The sequence below is a fragment of the Arthrobacter sp. 10T416 genome, assembly GCF_056394165.1.
Genome location: NZ_JBFTHI010000001.1, coordinates 260,181 through 277,589 on the forward strand (window position 1 = coordinate 260,181; position 17,409 = coordinate 277,589).

Annotated in this window: 16 protein-coding genes; 8 read left to right on the forward strand and 8 right to left on the reverse strand. The window is 67.9% G+C overall.

Annotated elements, in window-relative coordinates:
* From whiA to AC1DBE_RS01190, 7 genes are all read left to right on the forward strand, one after another.
* Positions 1-981, forward strand: coding sequence for a DNA-binding protein WhiA (gene whiA / locus AC1DBE_RS01160; RefSeq protein ID WP_066438143.1), 981 nt, complete (start codon positions 1-3; stop codon positions 979-981).
* A 175-nt stretch (positions 982-1,156) separates the two neighbouring features.
* Positions 1,157-1,780 carry a superoxide dismutase gene (locus tag AC1DBE_RS01165; RefSeq protein WP_476879183.1) on the forward strand — a complete coding sequence of 208 codons (624 nt, stop codon included), beginning with the start codon at positions 1,157-1,159 and terminating at the stop codon, positions 1,778-1,780.
* Between the two features lie 266 nt (positions 1,781-2,046).
* Positions 2,047-3,057 carry a type I glyceraldehyde-3-phosphate dehydrogenase gene (gap, locus tag AC1DBE_RS01170; protein WP_476879182.1) on the forward strand — a complete coding sequence of 337 codons (1,011 nt, stop codon included), beginning with the start codon at positions 2,047-2,049 and terminating at the stop codon, positions 3,055-3,057.
* Between the two features lie 10 nt (positions 3,058-3,067).
* Positions 3,068-4,294: a phosphoglycerate kinase gene (locus AC1DBE_RS01175; RefSeq protein WP_476879181.1), complete on the forward strand. Its 1,227-nt coding sequence runs from the start codon at positions 3,068-3,070 to the stop codon at positions 4,292-4,294.
* Positions 4,295-4,371: 77 nt separating this feature from the next.
* A complete protein-coding gene (tpiA, locus tag AC1DBE_RS01180; RefSeq protein ID WP_476879180.1) occupies positions 4,372-5,187 on the forward strand; it encodes a triose-phosphate isomerase in 816 nt (271 codons plus the stop codon).
* A 49-nt stretch (positions 5,188-5,236) separates the two neighbouring features.
* Positions 5,237-5,494, forward strand: coding sequence for a preprotein translocase subunit SecG (gene secG, locus AC1DBE_RS01185; protein ID WP_120950437.1), 258 nt, complete (start codon positions 5,237-5,239; stop codon positions 5,492-5,494).
* Between the two features lie 117 nt (positions 5,495-5,611).
* Entirely contained in the window at positions 5,612-6,007 is a 396-nt protein-coding gene (locus AC1DBE_RS01190; protein WP_476969365.1) for an RNA polymerase-binding protein RbpA, read from the forward strand.
* On the opposite strand, the gene pgl is transcribed toward AC1DBE_RS01190, so the two are convergent.
* From pgl to tkt, 6 genes are all read right to left on the reverse strand, one after another.
* The gene (pgl, locus tag AC1DBE_RS01195) at positions 5,960-6,778 is read right to left on the reverse strand and encodes a 6-phosphogluconolactonase (protein WP_476969366.1); all 819 of its coding nucleotides are present in this window, start codon (positions 6,776-6,778) and stop codon (positions 5,960-5,962) included. The genes AC1DBE_RS01190 and pgl overlap by 48 nt on opposite strands.
* Positions 6,768-7,709, reverse strand: coding sequence for a glucose-6-phosphate dehydrogenase assembly protein OpcA (locus tag AC1DBE_RS01200; protein ID WP_476969367.1), 942 nt, complete (start codon positions 7,707-7,709; stop codon positions 6,768-6,770). Before AC1DBE_RS01200 ends, pgl begins: the two co-directional genes overlap by 11 nt.
* Positions 7,706-9,268: a glucose-6-phosphate dehydrogenase gene (zwf, locus tag AC1DBE_RS01205; protein ID WP_476878778.1), complete on the reverse strand. Its 1,563-nt coding sequence runs from the start codon at positions 9,266-9,268 to the stop codon at positions 7,706-7,708. Before zwf ends, AC1DBE_RS01200 begins: the two co-directional genes overlap by 4 nt.
* A 15-nt stretch (positions 9,269-9,283) precedes the next feature.
* Positions 9,284-10,933: a glucose-6-phosphate isomerase gene (locus AC1DBE_RS01210; protein WP_476903402.1), complete on the reverse strand. Its 1,650-nt coding sequence runs from the start codon at positions 10,931-10,933 to the stop codon at positions 9,284-9,286.
* A gap of 6 nt (positions 10,934-10,939) precedes the next feature.
* A complete protein-coding gene (tal, locus tag AC1DBE_RS01215; RefSeq protein WP_476969368.1) occupies positions 10,940-12,058 on the reverse strand; it encodes a transaldolase in 1,119 nt (372 codons plus the stop codon).
* A gap of 69 nt (positions 12,059-12,127) precedes the next feature.
* Positions 12,128-14,245, reverse strand: coding sequence for a transketolase (gene tkt, locus AC1DBE_RS01220; protein WP_476969369.1), 2,118 nt, complete (start codon positions 14,243-14,245; stop codon positions 12,128-12,130).
* A gap of 504 nt (positions 14,246-14,749) precedes the next feature.
* Between tkt and AC1DBE_RS01225 the strand changes: the two genes are divergently transcribed.
* The gene (locus AC1DBE_RS01225) at positions 14,750-15,712 is read left to right on the forward strand and encodes a heme o synthase (protein WP_476878775.1); all 963 of its coding nucleotides are present in this window, start codon (positions 14,750-14,752) and stop codon (positions 15,710-15,712) included.
* Here the strand turns inward: AC1DBE_RS01225 and AC1DBE_RS01230 are convergent.
* Both AC1DBE_RS01230 and AC1DBE_RS01235 read right to left on the reverse strand, forming a co-directional pair.
* On the reverse strand, positions 15,709-16,347 hold the full coding sequence (locus AC1DBE_RS01230) for a DedA family protein (protein ID WP_476969370.1): 639 nt from the start codon (positions 16,345-16,347) through the stop codon (positions 15,709-15,711). The two genes, AC1DBE_RS01225 and AC1DBE_RS01230, sit on opposite strands and share 4 nt — an antisense overlap.
* 114 nt (positions 16,348-16,461) lie before the next feature.
* On the reverse strand, positions 16,462-17,406 hold the full coding sequence (locus tag AC1DBE_RS01235) for a COX15/CtaA family protein (RefSeq protein WP_476903399.1): 945 nt from the start codon (positions 17,404-17,406) through the stop codon (positions 16,462-16,464).
* Positions 17,407-17,409 lie beyond the last annotated feature (3 nt).

Below are 17,409 nucleotides of genomic sequence, written 5' to 3' on the forward strand. Positions count from 1 at the left end.
ATGGCACTGACAGCATCAGTCAAGGAAGAACTTTCCCGGCTGGACATCAAGAAATCCTCGGTCCGCAAGGCTGAAGTGTCCGCTATGCTCCGCTTCGCGGGCGGGCTGCACATCATCTCCGGCCGGATCGTGATCGAAGCCGAGGTGGACCTCGCCTCGACCGCCCGCCGGCTGCGTGCCGCGATCGCAGAGGTCTACGGACACCAGAGCGAGATCATTGTGGTCTCCGGCGGCGGCTTGCGCCGCGGCAGCCGTTACGTGGTGCGTGTGGTCCGCGACGGCGAGGCCCTCGCCCGCCAGACCGGCCTGCTCGACGCCCGCGGCCGTCCCGTCCGCGGCCTGCCCTCCGTGGTGGTGAACGGTTCGGCGGCGGACGCCGAGGCCGTCTGGCGCGGTGCGTTCCTGGCCCACGGTTCACTCACCGAGCCCGGGCGGTCCTCCGCGATGGAGGTCACCTGCCCCGGACCCGAATCCGCCCTCGCCCTCGTCGGCGCGGCCCGCCGCCTGGGCATCCAGGCCAAGGCCCGTGAAGTCAGGGGAGTGGACCGCGTCGTCATCCGCGACGGCGACACCATCGCGGCGCTGCTGACCCGGATGGGCGCCCACGACGCGCTGATGGTCTGGGAGGAACGCCGGATGCGCAAGGAAGTCCGTGCCACGGCCAACCGGCTGGCCAACTTCGACGACGCCAACCTGCGCCGCTCGGCACAGGCCGCCGTCGCCGCGGGCGCACGGGTTGACCGGGCGCTGGAAATCCTCGGCGACGACGTCCCCGACCACCTCAAGTACGCCGGCGAGCTGCGCGTGGCGCACAAACAGGCAAGCCTCGACGAACTTGGCCGGCTGGCCGATCCGGTGATGACCAAGGACGCCATCGCGGGCCGGATCCGCCGGCTCCTGGCCATGGCCGACAAACGTGCGCAGGACCTCGGCATCCCCGGGACCGAGGCGAACGTTACGCCGGAAATGCTCGACGAGTAGCCGCGGCCAGGAAACAGGGACAGAATCGGATCCAGCGCCCGGGAATACCCGGAGGGAACCGGAGGCTATGCCCACTGGATCCGCATCCACAGATTTCCGGATGTCCAACCATCCGGATGCACAATCCGAGAGTTAGCAAAACCGGACGAACCCGTCCACGACATTGGAGGATTTTGTGACCGAGTACGTACTTCCCGAACTTGACTACGATTACGCCGCGCTGGAGCCCCACATCTCCGCGAAGATCATGGAGCTGCACCACAGCAAGCACCACGCCGCTTACGTGACGGGCGCCAACAACGCGCTGAAGCAGCTGGCGGAGGCCCGCGAGAAGGGCGATTTCGCCAACATCAACCGCCTCTCGAAGGACCTCGCGTTCCACACCGGCGGCCACATCAACCACTCCGTGTTCTGGAAGAACCTCTCCCCGGACGGCGGCGACAAGCCTGAGGGTGAGCTGGCCGCCGCGATCGACGACGCGTTCGGCTCCTTCGACGCCTTCCGCGCCCAGTTCACCGCTGCGGCCATGGGCCTGCAGGGCTCCGGCTGGGGTTTCCTCGCCTACGAACCGATCGGCGGCAACCTCGTCATCGAGCAGCTCTACGACCAGCAGGGCAACGTGGCACTGGGCACCACCCCGCTGCTGATGCTGGACATGTGGGAGCACGCCTTCTACCTGGACTACGTCAACGTCAAGGCCGACTACGTCAAGGCGTTCTGGAACATCGTGAACTGGGCCGACGTCGCCAAGCGTTTCGACGCCGCGCGCACCAACGCCACCGGCCTGATCACCCTTTAAGGGTGGCCGCAGCCGAAACCGGGCTGTAACAAAGCTCACATTTCGTGCCGTTCGGCCCGAATCGTGGACCGCCCGCCCCTGCAGTTGCGGGGGCGGGCACACTTAAACGTAAGATGGATCACGGAAGGCGGTTAGCCTTCAGCAACGTGGCTGGTCGCCCTCCGATCTGGTAATCATCTCTGCCCAATGGCGTGCGGGATCTGTTAGTTGGCTTGAACGCCTACTCAACTAGTCGTGCTTGATAGAGCACCAAGGAGACTGAAAACGTGACGACACGTATTGGTATCAACGGCTTTGGCCGCATCGGCCGCAACTACTTCCGCGCCGCACTGGCCCAGGGCGCAGACCTCGAGATCGTTGCAGTCAACGACCTCACCAGCCCGGAGGCACTCGCCCACCTCTTCAAGTACGACTCCGTCGGCGGCCGCCTGGCCGAAAGCATCGAGGTCAAGGACGGCAACATCGTCGTCGACGGCAAGACCGTGAAGGTCCTCGCCGAGCGCGACCCCGCCAAGCTGCCGTGGGGCGAGCTGGGCGTGGACATCGTCATCGAGTCCACCGGCTTCTTCACCAAGGCCGCCGACGCGCAGAAGCACATCGACGCCGGCGCCAAGAAGGTCCTGATCTCCGCCCCCGCCTCGGACGAGGACATCACGATCGTGATGGGCGTCAACGACGGCCTCTACGACCCGGCCGCGCACAACATCATCTCCAACGCCTCCTGCACCACCAACTGCCTCGGCCCGCTGGCCAAGGTGGTCAACGACGCCTTCGGCATCGAACGCGGCCTGATGACCACCGTCCACGCCTACACCGCGGACCAGAACCTCCAGGACGGCCCGCACAAGGACCTCCGCCGCGCCCGCGCCGCCGCCATCAACATGGTCCCCACCTCCACCGGTGCCGCCAAGGCAATCGGCCTGGTCCTCCCGGAACTGAAGGGCAAGCTGGACGGCTACGCCATCCGCGTCCCCGTCCCCACCGGCTCCGCCACCGACCTCACCGTCACCGTTTCCCGCGAGACCACCGTCGAGGAAGTCAACGCCGCCCTCAAGGCCGCCTCCGAGACCGAGGAACTCAAGGGCCTGCTCACCTACACGGACGAGCCCATCGTCTCCTCCGACATCGTCGGGGACCCGGCGTCGTCCATTTTCGACTCCGGCCTGACCAAGGTCATTGGCAACCAGGTCAAGGTTGTTTCCTGGTATGACAACGAGTGGGGCTACTCCAACCGCCTCGTCGACCTCACGGAGCTCGTCGCTTCCAAGCTGGGCTAGGGTAAGACTCATGACATTCCACACCCTCAACGAACTGATCGCTGATGGTGTCCGCGGGCGGTACGTTCTGGTCAGAAGTGACCTGAACGTGCCGCTCGACGGCTCTGCAGTCACTGACGACGGCCGCATCAAGGCCTCCCTGCCAGTGCTTTCACAGCTTACGGACGCCGGTGCCCGCGTACTCGTCACCGCCCACCTGGGCCGCCCGAAGGGCGCGCCCGAGGAAAAGTACTCGCTCAAGCCCGCCGTAGCGCGCCTCGCCGAGTTGGCGACCTTCAAGGTCACCCTTGCCGGCGACACCGTGGGCGACGCGGCCAGGGACGCGGCCGCTGCCCTGCAGGACGGCGAAGCCCTCGTCCTTGAAAACGTGCGCTTCGACGCCCGCGAGACCTCCAAGGACGACGCCGAGCGCGGCGCCTTCGCGGACGAGCTCGTCGCCCTCACCGGCGACAACGGGGCCTTCGTCGATGACGCGTTCGGGGCCGTGCACCGCAAGCACGCCAGCGTGTACGACGTCGCCACCCGGCTGCCGTCCTACCAGGGCGACCTGGTCCGCACGGAAGTTGAGGTGCTGCGCAAGCTCACCACCGACACCCAGCGGCCCTACGTCGTGGTGCTCGGCGGCTCCAAGGTCTCGGACAAGCTCGCCGTGATCGATAACCTGATCGGCAAAGCTGACACGATCCTGGTGGGCGGCGGCATGCTGTTCACCTTCCTMGCCGCGGCCGGACACAAAGTMGCCGGCAGCCTGCTCGAAGAGGACCAGATCCCCGTAGTGCAGGACTACCTCAAGCGGGCAGCGGATGCCGGTACCGAATTCGTCGTCCCCACCGATGTTGTGGTGGCCGCGAAGTTCGCCGCCGACGCCGCGCACGAAACGGTTCCGGCCGACGCGATCGAGTCCAGCAGCTTCGGCACCGCCGGCATTGGCCTCGACATCGGACCCGACTCGGCAGCCGCCTTCGCGGAACGCATCAAGGGCGCCAAGACCGTGTTCTGGAACGGGCCCATGGGCGTCTTCGAATTCCCCGCGTTCGCCGCGGGCACCCGGGCCGTTGCCCAGGCGCTCACGGAAACCGGTGGCTTCACGGTGGTGGGTGGTGGCGATTCCGCCGCCGCCGTCCGCACCCTCGGCTTCGCCGATAACCAGTTCGGGCACATCTCGACCGGCGGCGGGGCCAGCCTGGAATACCTTGAAGGCAAGGAACTTCCGGGCCTGAGCGTCCTGGACCGCTAGAAACTCCAGCCGGCGGCGGGCCCGCACTGCGGGCACGCCGCCGGCTCTTTCACTGCTACGACTCTTTTGGAGATCACGTGACAACGTCAACCAACGGCAAGTTCGACCGCAAGCCCTTCATCGCCGGCAACTGGAAGATGAACATGGACCACGTCCAGGGCATCACCCTCCTGCAGAAGCTGGCCTGGACCCTGTCCGACGCCAAGCACGACTACAGCCGCGTGGAGGTCGCCGTCTTTCCCCCGTTCACCGATCTCCGCGGCGTCCAGACCCTGGTCCAGGGCGACGAACTCGACGTCGTCTACGGCGGGCAGGATCTGTCCCAGTTCGACTCCGGCGCCTACACCGGAGACATCTCCGGCCAGTTCCTCGCCAAGCTCGGCTGCGGCTACGTCCTGGTCGGCCACAGCGAACGCCGCACCATCCACCAGGAGTCCGACGAGCTCCTCAACGCCAAGACCAAGGCCGCCTTCCGTCACGGAATCACACCCGTCCTGTGTGTCGGGGAGGGCCTGGAGGTCCGCCAGGCCGGCACCCACGTTGACCACACGCTCGCGCAGCTGCGCGCCGGCGTCGAGGGCCTCACGGCCGAGCAGGCCGCGGAACTCGTCGTCGCCTACGAACCCGTCTGGGCCATCGGCACCGGCGAAGTCGCCGGCCCCGAAGACGCCCAGGAAATGTGCGCCGCTATCCGCGCCGAGCTCGCCACCCTGTTCGGGGCGGACGTGGCGGCCAAGACGCGGCTCCTCTACGGCGGCTCGGTCAAGGCGAATAACGCCGCGTCCATCCTGAAGGAACGCGACGTGGACGGATTGCTGGTGGGCGGTGCCAGCCTGGATGCGGCCGAGTTTGCTAATATTGTCAGGTTCGAGAGTCACCTGGTGACGGATTAGTCCGGACGCAGTTGTGGCCCCCGCAATCCCCATCTTCCGAAAGGCCGTCGTGGACGTTCTTCATGTCATTCTCCAGGTGCTGCTGGGCATCACCAGCCTCCTGCTGACCYTGCTCATCCTGCTYCACAAGGGSCGCGGCGGCGGTCTGTCCGACATGTTCGGCGGCGGCATGAGYTCCGGSCTSAGCTCATCGGGCGTGGCTGAGCGGAACCTGAACCGCTTCACGATCATCCTCGGTGTCACGTGGGGCGTCGTTATTATCGCCCTCGGCCTGCTGATGCGCTTCAGCACCGGCGCCGACTCTTAATACGCCACTTTCCATAACTTCATAAGGGGCCTTGGGGCCCTCCCGGCATCGGGAACTCCCGGATTACACTGTCGCTGGCAAGCACCATTCCACCAGCCACGTAGCCAGGAGTTCCCGATGCTGCATTCTGCTTCCGGATTCAGGGGCATCCGCGTTGGTGCTGTCGCCGGAGCCCCGGCCCGCCACGAACCCCTCGACGGCGGTGGCGCCGGACAACCCCGGATCGGTGTGACCTACACGTGCGCCAAGGGCCACGAAACCACGCTGGTGTTCGCGAAGATCCCCGAAGACCAGATCCCGGGCGTGTGGGACTGCCGGCGCTGTGGTGCTGCGGCCACGCGGGACGAGTCCCGGTTCGCGCTGGAAGACGAAGCCGTCGAGGGGTTCAAGAGCCACCTCGAATACGTTAAAGAGCGGCGCTCCAGCCAGGACGCCGAAGACGTGCTGGCCGGAGCGCTCGAAAGGCTACGCGCCCGACGCGCCCTTCCGGACGAGCTGCTCGGGGACGCGTGAGGCCGCGTCCTCGTCGATCAGCCACAGCGTCTGGAACCGGCCGCGGGGCCCTGCCGCGGGTACCTGGACCGGGTTGGCGCCGGCCAGGGCCAGGCCAACAGCACCGGCCTTGTCGTCACCTGCCACCACCATCCACACCTCGCTGGCCGTGTTGATCGTCGGCAGCGTGAGGGACAGGCGGGCCGGCGGCGGCTTGGGGGAGTTGCGGACGCCGACGACGGTCAGCTCCTTCTCCCGTATGCCGGCCTGCTCGGGGAAGAGCGAGGCCACATGGGCGTCCGGCCCCACACCCAGCAGCACAATATCCAGGCGCGGCAGACGGCCCGGTTCCTCCGGCCGGTCATCGGACATGTCGGCCGCGTGTTCCGCCGCGGCAGCCTCGGCGAGCCGCCGGGCGTAGTCGGCGGCAGCCTCCTCGGGGGTCCCGAAGTCATCCGAGGAGCCGGGGATGTGGACGCGGGCAGGGTCGACGTCGATATGGGAGAGCAGCGCCTCCTGGGCCTGGCGGGCGTTGCGGTCGGCGTCGTCGGTGCCGACGAACCGCTCATCCCCCCACCAGAAGTTCACCTTGGCCCAGTCCACCGCACCGGCGGCCGGTGACTCGGCGACTGCCTTGAGGGAACCGATGCCCATCGTTCCTCCGGTAAGCACCACGGTCGCCTCGCCGTGCTTGTCCTGGATGTCCACAAGCTTGGTGATCAGGCGCGCCGCGATGGCCGCCATCAGGACAGCCGAGTCTGGATGGATGCTTACTCTCGGGTCAGCGCTCACTGGGACGGACACTCCTTAGGTTGGTACGGGGCAGTCCAATAGTAATCACTTCGCCGAAGACTTCGTCCGGGTCCAGACGCCGCAGCTCCTCGGCCAGGCAGTCTTTCAGGCTGCGGCGGGGGAGCGAGATCCGTTGCGCTGGCTGGCCCGGCTGGGTCAGTTCGGCCACGGTCAGGCCGGGACGGAACAGCTGCACATCGCCGCCGGTGCGGGTCAGCCGCACCCGCCGGATGCCGGTGCCGGCCGGGTCCGCCACGATGGTCACCGGAGCGTCCAGCGCGAGCGTCAGCCACGCCGCCAGCAGCATGGTGCTGGGGGAGTCGGAGGCGCCTTCGACGGCCACCGCGGTGACGGGGGAGGCATCCACCTGGTCCAGGACCGCGGCCAGCTGGATCCGCCAGTTGGTCAGGCGGGTCCAGGCGAGGTCGGTGTCGCCGGCCTTGTAGGTGCTCCGGAGGTTGTCCAGCGCCGCGAGGGGATCGGATTCGTTGGCCGAGTCGGTGATCCGGCGGTGCGCGATCCGGCCGATGGAGGTTTCGCAGGCATTCCGCGGGGCGCCGTGCGGCCACCAGGCCACGATCGGTGCATCCGGGAGCAGGAGGGCGGCCACCAGGGATTCGCTCTCTTCCGCGAGTTCGCCGTAGCCGCGGAGCAGGATTACCTCGGACGCGCCGGCGTCGCCGCCCACGCGGATCTGGGCGTCCAGCCGGGTGGGTGCCTCGGCGCCGGCGTCGGCCAGGACGATGATCCGGCAGGGGTGCTCCCGGCTGGCCTCGTTGGCGGCCTCGATGGCTTCCTCTTCGAGCCCGGACTTGGTCACCACCACCAGGGTGAGGACGCGGCCCAGGGCGATCACGCCGCCCTGTTCGCGCAGGGCCATGATCTTTTTGGAGATCTTGGAGGTTGTTGTGTCGGGGAGATCTACGATCATGGCCTTCTCCAGGTCCGTCCGTCGCGGGCGAGCAGTTCATCGGCGGAGCCGGGACCCCAGCTTCCCGGGGCGTACGGCTCGGGCTGTTCCTTGAGCCCTGCCCAGTAATCCTCGAACGGGTCAAGGATCTTCCAGGACAGTTCGACTTCCTGGTGCCGGGGGAACAGGGGCGGTTCGCCGAGCAGGACGTCCAGGATGAGCCGCTCGTAGGCCTCGGGGCTGGATTCGGTGAACGAATGGCCGTAGCCGAAGTCCATGGTGACGTCGCGGACTTCCATCTGCGTGCCCGGCACCTTGGAACCGAAGCGGATGGTGGCGCCTTCGTCGGGCTGGACCCGGATCACGACGGCGTTCTGGCCGAAGTCGTCCTCGCCGTGGTCGCGGAAGAGCAGGTTGGGGGCGCGCTTGAAAACAACGGCGATTTCCGTGACCCTGCGGCCGAGCCGCTTACCGGCCCGAAGGTAGAACGGCACGCCGCTCCAGCGCCGGGTGTTGATGTCCACCCGGATCGCGGCGAACGTCTCGGTTTTGGAGTCGGCGGGAATGCCCTCCTCCTCGAGGTAGCCAAGAACCTCCTCGCCGCCCTGCCAGCCGCCGGTGAACTGCCCGCGGGCCGAGTGCGAGGACAGGTCTTCGGGCAGCCGCACCGCAGCCAGGACCTTTTCCTTCTCGGCCCGGAGGTCATCAGCGTTGAAGGAGATTGGTTCCTCCATGGCCGTCAGGGCCAGGAGCTGCAGCAGGTGGTTCTGGATGACGTCGCGGGCCGCGCCCACGCCGTCGTAGTAGCCTGCGCGGCCGCCCGTGCCGATGTCCTCCGCCATGGTGATCTGGACGTGGTCCACGTAGTTGGCGTTCCACAGGGGTTCGAACAGCTGGTTGGCGAAGCGCAGGGCCAGGATGTTCTGGACCGTCTCCTTGCCAAGGTAGTGGTCGATCCGGAAAACGGCGTCCGGCGGGAAGACCGATTCGACGATGTCATTGAGTTGGCGCGCGGACTCGAGGTCATGCCCGAAAGGCTTCTCGATCACCACGCGGCGCCACTTGTCGCCCTCGGCCTGGGCCAGCCCATGCTTGGAGAGCTGGCGGCAGACCAGTTCAAAGGCCTTCGGCGGGATGGACAGGTAGAACGCGTGGTTGCCCCGCGTGCCGCGCTGTTCGTCGAGTTCGTCGATTGTCTCGCTGAGGCGCTCGAAAGCGTCGTCGTCGTCGAACTCGCCCTCCACGAACCGGATGCCCTCGGAGAGCTGCTTCCACACCGTCTCGTCGAACGGCGTGCGTGCGTAGTTCTTGACCGATTCCTTCACCTCCGCGGCGAAGTCCTCGTTGTCCCACTGCCGGCGGGCGAAGCCGACCAGCGCGAAGCTGGGCGGAAGCAGCCCGCGGTTGGCGAGGTCGTAGACGGCCGGCATGAGTTTCTTGCGGGCGAGGTCACCGGTGACGCCGAAAAGCACCAGGGAGGACGGGCCGGCGATGCGGTTCAGTCGGCGGTCCCGCGGGTCCCGGAGCGGATTACGCCCCCGGCCCGCGGACTTAGCGCCGCCGTTTTGCGAGAGTGGCATGGTTGCTGAAGTGCCTTAGCTTTCGGTGGATGACGCCGGACGGGCGGCCGATGACGTGCCGGCCAGCGACGAGATGAGCTGCTGCAGTTGGCGGACGCCGGCAGCACGGTCCGTGAGGTGGAGCCGCAGGACGGGCCGGCCGTGTTCGCTGAGGACCTGCGCGTCGCCTGCCGCCTGGGCCGTGATCAGTTCACCAAACGTGAACGGCCGGTCCGGGATGGGAAGGTCCGTCGCCGCGGCCGCGGTGACCTGCAGGAAGACCCCGATCGCCGGTCCGCCCTTGTGGAACTGGCCGGTGGAGTGCAGGAAGCGCGGGCCCCAGCCGAAGGTGACGGGACGGCCGCTTACGGCGGCGAGCTCGTCCCGGATGCCTTCGAGGGGGGCGTAGCTGAGCCGGTCAAAGTAGGCCTGGACGCTCAGGTAGCCGTCCGCGCCAAGCTGGCCCAGGAGGGCCTTGACGGCGTCCGCCGCCGTCCCGGCGCCGCCCAGCCAGTCGCCGCCGCGGACCTCGATGGTTCCGTCGGTGAAGTTGGCGGGCGTGGGCTCCGGCTGGGCGTCCAGCAGCCCGCGGGCGGCCACCTTGGCGGCCTCGACGTCGGGCTGGTCGAAGGGGTTGATGCCGAGCAGACGGCCAGCGACGGCCGTGGCGAACTCCCACGTCATCATCTGCGCGGCCAGGCCGCCGGCAATGGCCGCCTCGTTGGCGCCGAGTTCGACGTCGGCGTCCGCGGCCACCAGCCGGATGGCCAGGACGTCAGCGGCGCCGCCGGTAACCTCGGGGGCGTTAGGGCCGGCGACTACCGGCAAGACGCCGGTGCCGAGCTTGCCAGTGGATTCGGCGATCAGCTGTTCGGCCCAGTCAGCGAATCCGGCAATCCCGGAGCCGTCCTCGGCGATGACCACCTTGTCGCGCAGCGGGTTGGTGCCGCCCAGTGCGGCGCCAAGGGCCAGGCCGATGTTCTCCGCGCTGTCATCGTTCAGGATCTCCGCCGTTTCTTCGGCCTCGTCAAGGAACGCCTGGATGTCGACACCGGCCAGCCCGCACGGCACCAGGCCGAAAGCGGTGAGCGCCGAGTAGCGGCCACCCACGTTGGGGTCGGCGTTGAACACGGCGCGGTAGCCGGCCTCGCGGGAGGCCTTGTCCAGGGGGGAACCGGGATCGGTGACAATGACGATGCGGCTCTTCGCGTCGAGTCCTGCCTCGGTGAAGGCGTGCTCGAAGACGCGCCGCTGCGAGTCCGTTTCCAGGGTGGAGCCTGACTTCGAGGACACCACGATGGCGGTTTCGGCCAGGCGGTCGGCGAGGGCGGCAGCGACCTGCTCGGGGTCGGTGCTGTCCAGGACCGTCAGCTCGACGCCGGCGGTTCCGGCAATGACCTCGGGGGCCAGGGAGGAACCGCCCATGCCACACAGGACAATCCGGCTCACGCCCTCGGCGCGGAACGCATCACGCAGGGCGAGGATGTCCGCGACGAGCGGCTGGGAGACCGAAGCGGCCTCCACCCAGCCCAGCCGGACCGCGGCCTCGGACTCGGCGTCCGGACCCCACAGGGTGGCGTCCTTGGCGAAGATCCGGGTGGCGACCCGGTCCTCAAGCAGGGCGGGCAGGTGCTGTTCGTGGGCCTGGCGGGCAGCGCCCGTGGCGTCGTAGCTGAGAGTGGTCATAGGAGGCTATGCGTCCTTCCGTGCAGCGGCGAGGGCGCCCTCGACGTCGGCCAGCAGTTCCTTCCAGCTTGCCACAAACTTGTCCAGGCCCTCGGTCTCGAGCAGGGCCACCACCTCGTTGTAGGAGATGCCGAGCGCGTCGAGGGAGTTCAGGGTGGCGTTGGCGTCGTTGTAACCGCGGGTCACGGTGTCGCCGGTGATGGCTCCGTGGTCGTAGGTGGCGTCGAGGGTCTTCTCGGGCATCGTGTTGACCACGCCGGGGGCGACCAGTTCCGTTACGTACAGGGTGTCCGGGTACGCCGGATCCTTGACGCCGGTGGAGGCCCACAGCGGACGCTGCCGGCGGGCACCGGCCTCGGCGAGCAGGGCCCAGCGTTCGGTGGAGAAGAGTTCCTCGTAGACCTGGTAGGCCAGCCGGGCGTTGGCCAGGCCGGCCTTGCCCTTGAGGGCCCGGGCTTCGTCGGTGCCGATGGCGTCGAGGCGCTTGTCGATTTCCGAGTCAACGCGGGAAACGAAGAAGGATGCCACCGAGTGGATCTTGGAGAGGTCGTGGCCGTTTTCCTTCGCCTGCTCCAGTCCACTCTGGAACGCGTTGATCACTGCGCGGTAGCGTTCGAGCGAGAAGATCAGGGTCACGTTAACGCTGATGCCGCTGGCCAGCGTGGCGGTGATCGCCTCAAGGCCCTCGACCGTGGCGGGGATCTTGATCAGGACGTTGTCTTTGTTGACCTGGCCGTGGAGTTTCTTGGCCTCGGTAATGGTCCCTGCGGTGTCCCACGCCAGGCGGGGGTCCACCTCGATGGAGACGCGGCCGTCCACGCCCTGCGTTGCCGCGGCAACCGGTGCGAAGAGGTCGCAGGCGTCCGCGACGTCGGTGGTGGTGATCGAGAAGACGGTCTCTTCAACGCTGGCGCCCGCCGCGGCCAGTTCGCTGATGGTGGCGTCGTAATCGGTGCCGGCGGTGATGGCTGCGTGGAAGATGCTGGGGTTGGTGGTGACCCCAACGACGTTCTTCTCTTCGATCAGCTTGCGCAGGGTGCCGGTAGCCAGGCGGCCGCGGGAGAGGTCATCGAGCCAGATGGAGACGCCGGCATCGGAGAGCTGCTGGGTGGGGGTGGTGTTCATGTGTAACTCCTGAAGTCTGGGGCCGCCGCCGTCAGTGGGGCGGCGGCCCGGAAAGCGTGAAGTTGGGGTTTAGGCGTTGAGTCCGTGGAGGGATTCTTTGGCTGCGGTGGTGAGGGCTTCGGTGGTGATGCCGAATTCCTGGAAGAGGCGTTTGTAGTCCGCGGACGCGCCGAAGTGTTCGAGGCTGATGGAGCGGCCGGCGTCGCCGACAAACTCGCGCCAGCCCAGGGCCAGTCCGGCTTCCACGGAGACGCGTGCCTTCACAGCGGGGGGCAGCACGACGTCGCGGTAGGCCTGGTCCTGGCGGTGGAACCATTCGACGCAGGGCATGGACACGACCCGGGTGGGGATCCCTTCGGCCTGCAGGGCTTCGCGGGCGTTGACGGCGAGCTGGACCTCGGAGCCGGTGCCGATCAGGATGACCTGGGGTGTCACGGACCGGCCCTGGGTGGAGGCTTCGGCCAGGACATAGCCTCCGCGTGCGACTCCGGCGGTGGAGGCGAACGTGTCGCCGTCGGCCTCGCCGGTCCCGCGGGCGTAGGTGGGGATGTTCTGCCGGGTCAGGACGATCCCGGCGGGGTGGGCGTGGTTTTCGAGCATGGTCTTCCAGGCCGCGGCGACCTCGTTCGCGTCACCTGGCCGGACGACGTCCAGGCCCGGGATCGCGCGGAGCGCGGCGAGCTGTTCGACCGGCTGGTGGGTGGGGCCGTCCTCGCCGAGGCCGATCGAGTCGTGGGTCCAGACGTAGAGCGACGGGACCCCCATGAGGGCGCCGAGCCGGATCGCGGGGCGCTGGTAGTCCGAGAAGATCAGGAACGTGCCGGAGAACGCCCGGGTGGGGCCGGCCAGGGTGATGCCGTTCACGATCGAGGCGGCGGCGTGTTCGCGGATCCCGAAGTGCAGGACCCGGCCGTAGGGGTTGCCCTTCCACGCCTCGGTCTGCCGGGACGCGGGAATGAACGAGGGCGAGCCCTCGATGGTGGTGTTGTTCGACTCGGCGAGGTCGGCCGAGCCGCCCCAGAGTTCGGGCATGACCGGTCCGATCGCGTTCAGCACCTTCCCGGACGCGGCCCGGGTGGAGACGTCCTTCCCGGCCTCGAACACCGGCAGCGCCGCGTCGAAGCCCTCGGGCAGGGTGCGGGACTCGATGCGTTCGAGCAGGGCAGCGGACTCCGGGTAGGCGGCCTGCCAGGCGTCGAAGCCTTCCTGCCAGATCTTGCGCTCGGCGGCGCCGCGGTCCCGGGCCCCCCGGGTGTGGGCGAGGACGTCCTCCTCGACCTGGAACGATTTCTCCGGGTCGAACCCGAGGACCGTCTTCAGGCCGGCGACTTCCTCCGCGCCGAGGGCCGAGCCGTGGATCTTGCCGGTGTTCTGCTTCTTCGGTGCGGGCCAGCCGATGATGGTCCGCAGCGAAATGATCGAGGGCTTGTCCGTCTCGGCCTTCGCCGCGAGCAGGGCCGCGTGGAGTTCGGCGATGTCTTCCTTGTATTCACCCGTCCGGGTCCAGTCGACCCGCTGGGTGTGCCAGCCGTAGGCCTTGTAGCGGGCCAGGACGTCCTCGGTGAACGCCACGTCCGTGTCGTCCTCGATGGAGATGTGGTTCTCGTCGTAGATCACCACGAGGTTGCCCAGTTCCTGGTGCCCGGCGAGAGAGGACGCCTCGGACGTCACGCCTTCCTGCAGGTCCCCGTCGGAGGCGATGACCCAGACGGTGTGGTCGAACGGGGACTGCCCGGCGGGCGCCTCGGCGTCGAACAGCCCGCGCATCCGCCGCTGCGAGTAGGCGAACCCGACCGCGGAGGCCAGGCCCTGCCCGAGCGGGCCGGTGGTGATCTCCACCCCGGCGGTGTGCTTGTACTCCGGGTGCCCGGGGGTCAGCGACCCCCAGGTCCGCAGCGCCTCGAGGTCCTTCAGCTCCAGGCCGTAGCCGGAGAGGAACAGCTGGATATACAGCGTCAGGGAGGTGTGCCCGGGGGAGAGGACGAACCGGTCACGGCCCAGCCACTCCGGATCCGCCGGATCGTGCCGCATCAGTTTCTGGAAAAGCAGGTACGCCGCCGGGGCCAGGCTCATGGCCGTGCCAGGGTGGCCGTTCCCGACCTTCTCCACCGCATCCGCCGCCAGCACCCGGACAGTGTCCACGGCTCGGGCGTCGACGTCGGTCCATGACAGTTCTTGCTCTTCCAAATGTGGCACGTAAACCGGGCCCCTCTCTGTGCTGACGGCCGGTGGTACGGTTCTTCGCTTTGGGAAGGATTTCCCGCTGGAGCACAGGTCGGTGCCCGCTGCGGTTCGTACCAGCCGTTCACCATCGAAACGTTGATCTATCATTCAGTCGCATCCGCGGCGGCCCTAACGCCCCGAAAGGGCGGGCAGCCGAGCATGCTGATCTGTGTGACAGCTTATCCCCATTCCACCGGCCCAGCGGCGTACATCTCACGAATTGGACCGCTTTCCGGCTTATATGAATCACCGTGGAATACCGGGGCGGTGAACCCGCGTTAACATGCCCGAATTATGGCCGCCCGCGGCAGGGCCGGCGGCTCGTGCCGCCACGGTATGATGGGTGGTGGCTACCAACGGGGGCGAGGACATGCCTGTGCGCCGCGCGTGGACCCCCTCCGAATGCCGTGCGCCGGATCCAGGACGCACTGCGATGACCAGCCGGACTGAACAGCCAGACAGAACAGAGTGACTGCCACCGTGAGCACAACTGATACGCCACTGAACGCTTCCCGGGCCCCCGGCCGCATCGGCTTCGGCCGTAAAGCCAAGGCCTACCTGGCGCTCACAAAACCGCGGGTGATCGAACTCCTGTTGGTCAGTACGCTGCCCACCATGATTTACGCTGAACGCGGATTCCCGTCGCTGGGCCTGATCCTGGCAACCCTGGTCGGTGGGGCTTTCGCTGCCGGCAGTGCGGGGGCGTTCAACTGCTATATCGACCGGGACATCGACAAGCTGATGCACCGGACCGAGAACCGGCCCCTGGTCACCGGTGAAGTGACCCCGCGCGAAGCGCTGGTCTTCTCCTGGCTCCTCGGCGCGGCCGCGATCGTCATCCTCTGGTTCGGCGCCAACCCGCTGTCCGCCTGGCTGGGCCTGGGCGCCATCGTCTTCTACGTGGTCATCTACACGATGATCCTCAAGCGCCGSACCGCGCAGAACATCGTCTGGGGCGGCGCCGCSGGCTGCTTCCCSGTRCTGATCGCYTGGGCCGCSGTGACCAACACCGTCGAGTGGCCCGCCGTCGTCCTCTTTATGGTCATCTTCCTCTGGACGCCCCCGCACTACTGGCCGCTGTCCATGCGCTACGGCGAGGACTACCGCAACGCCAACGTCCCGATGCTCGGCGCGATCGCCGGCGCCAAGGTGGTCTCCGTTCAGGTGGTGCTTTACGCCTGGGCGATGGTGGCCTGCTCGCTGCTCCTGATCCCGGTGGGCGGGGCCGGCTGGGTGTACACCGTTACCGCCGTCGCCGCGGGTGCCTGGTTCCTGTACGAGTCCCATGCGCTGTACAACCGGGCCCAGGGCGGGGACGTGTCCAACAAGGGAGCCATGAAGGTTTTCCACGGCTCGATCAGCTACCTCACGCTGCTGTTCATCGCGCTGGCCGTCGATCCGTTCATCGGATCGGCGATCGTCGGCGGCTAGTTCCCGCCGCCGGCATCCCCTGCCGGTTCCCGCCGGGCGCGCCGCGTCCGGCGCAGGTGCCAGACGATCAGCCCCAGCACGCCGAGGGTCACCACCACCGCGGTGATGTCACGGCCGGCCACTTTTGCGACGGCGTCGTAGGAGTTGCCGGCGAAGAAGCCCAGCAGCACGAACCCTGTACCCCAGACCACCCCGCCCGCTGCGTTGAAGGCCAGGAAGCGCGGGTAGTGCATCCGCGAGGCTCCGGCCAGGGCCGGCATCACAGCCCGGAAGAACGCCACGAAGCGGCCCAGGAAGACGGCCGAACCGCCGCGCCGGCGCAAGAAGGCCTGCGCCTTGGCCAAGCCGCGCCGCCGCCGTTTCATCAGCCGTATATCCAGCAGCCGGGGCCCCACGTGCTTGCCGATTTCGTAGCCCACCGTGTCACCGGCGATGGCCGCGGCAACCACCACGGCCGCCATGCCCCACAGCGGCACCTCACCGCGGCTCGCGATGACACCGCCGAGCACCGCGGCCGTCTCGCCCGGAATGACGAAGCCCACGAAGATGGCGTCCTCCGCGAACACCAGACCGGCCACGAGCGTGAACGCCAGCGCGGGGCTGATGTTCAGGATGCCCTCGATGATCGCGTTCACTACTGCCCTCTCCCTCGACAGAGTCAGGTTACCGGCCGACAACGCTACACGGGGCCACCCGACGCCGGAGAGGCGGCCAGTGACCCCGTGTGAGGGATTGAAGGAAGAGGCGGGTCAGCTCCGCGGGCTGTTCCGCGCGATGTCCGCCGCGTTGGTGGATGCGCTCATCAGCAGGGCAGCGCCGAGCATGTGGGCGCCGACCAGGAGTGCCGGGATGCCGTTGTAATACTGCGTGAAGCCGATAACGGCCTGGAGTACGGTGACGCCGAGGAGCATCAGCACGGCGGCACGGAACGGGCCCGTGATGCGGCCGCGGACCACCAGGAACACGCCGACGAGGGCGCCGGCGGTCACGAGGTACGCGGGGACAGCGTGGATGTGCGAGAACAGGTCCCAGTCGAGGTTGTTGCGCGGGGCAGTGGCGTCGCCGGCGTGGGGTCCGGCGCCGGTCACCACAACACCGAGGCATACGGCCACGGCCGAGAACAGGGCGACGGCGGCCATCACGGGGCGCGCGGCGCCGGGGAGCGCCGGAAGCTCGCGGGCCAGGGCGCGGCCGGTCCTGCCGTAGGCCCGGTTGACCAGAAGGGTGGCCAGGACCACTAGTGCCATCGAGACCAGGAAGTGCAGGCCCACCACCCACGGGTTCAGCCCCGTCAGGACGGTGATTCCGCCAATTACGGCCTGGGCCGGGATGCTGGCGAGCAGTCCGAGGGCCAGCAGGAAGAGGTCCCGGCGTTCCTTGCGCAGGTTCCACAGGTAGACCAGCATCATGACGGCGACGGCGGCCAGCGCGAAAGTCAGCAGCCGGTTGCCGAATTCGATGACGCCGTGGATTCCCATTTCGGGGGTGTTCACGAGCGAGCCGTCGGTGCAGCGGGGCCACGTGGGGCAGCCCAGGCCTGAGGCCGTCAGCCGGACAGCCCCGCCGGTTACCACCAGGACCGTCTGGCCGATCAGGGACAGGACGGCCAGCCGGCGGATCGTTTTGTCGACGGTGACGGGCAGCCGGGAGGAAATCCGGGACACGATGCGGGAAGGGCGGGACGCCGTACTCACAGT

Coding starts and splice junctions, on each gene's coding strand:
- AC1DBE_RS01200 (WP_476969367.1), bottom strand. CDS start 7,709: ATGATCGTAGATCTCCCCGACACAACAACCTCCAAGATCTCCAAAAAG.
- whiA (WP_066438143.1), top strand. CDS start 1: ATGGCACTGACAGCATCAGTCAAGGAAGAACTTTCCCGGCTGGACATC.
- tal (WP_476969368.1), bottom strand. CDS start 12,058: ATGAACACCACCCCCACCCAGCAGCTCTCCGATGCCGGCGTCTCCATC.
- AC1DBE_RS01190 (WP_476969365.1), top strand. CDS start 5,612: ATGCTGCATTCTGCTTCCGGATTCAGGGGCATCCGCGTTGGTGCTGTC.
- AC1DBE_RS01210 (WP_476903402.1), bottom strand. CDS start 10,933: ATGACCACTCTCAGCTACGACGCCACGGGCGCTGCCCGCCAGGCCCAC.
- zwf (WP_476878778.1), bottom strand. CDS start 9,268: ATGCCACTCTCGCAAAACGGCGGCGCTAAGTCCGCGGGCCGGGGGCGT.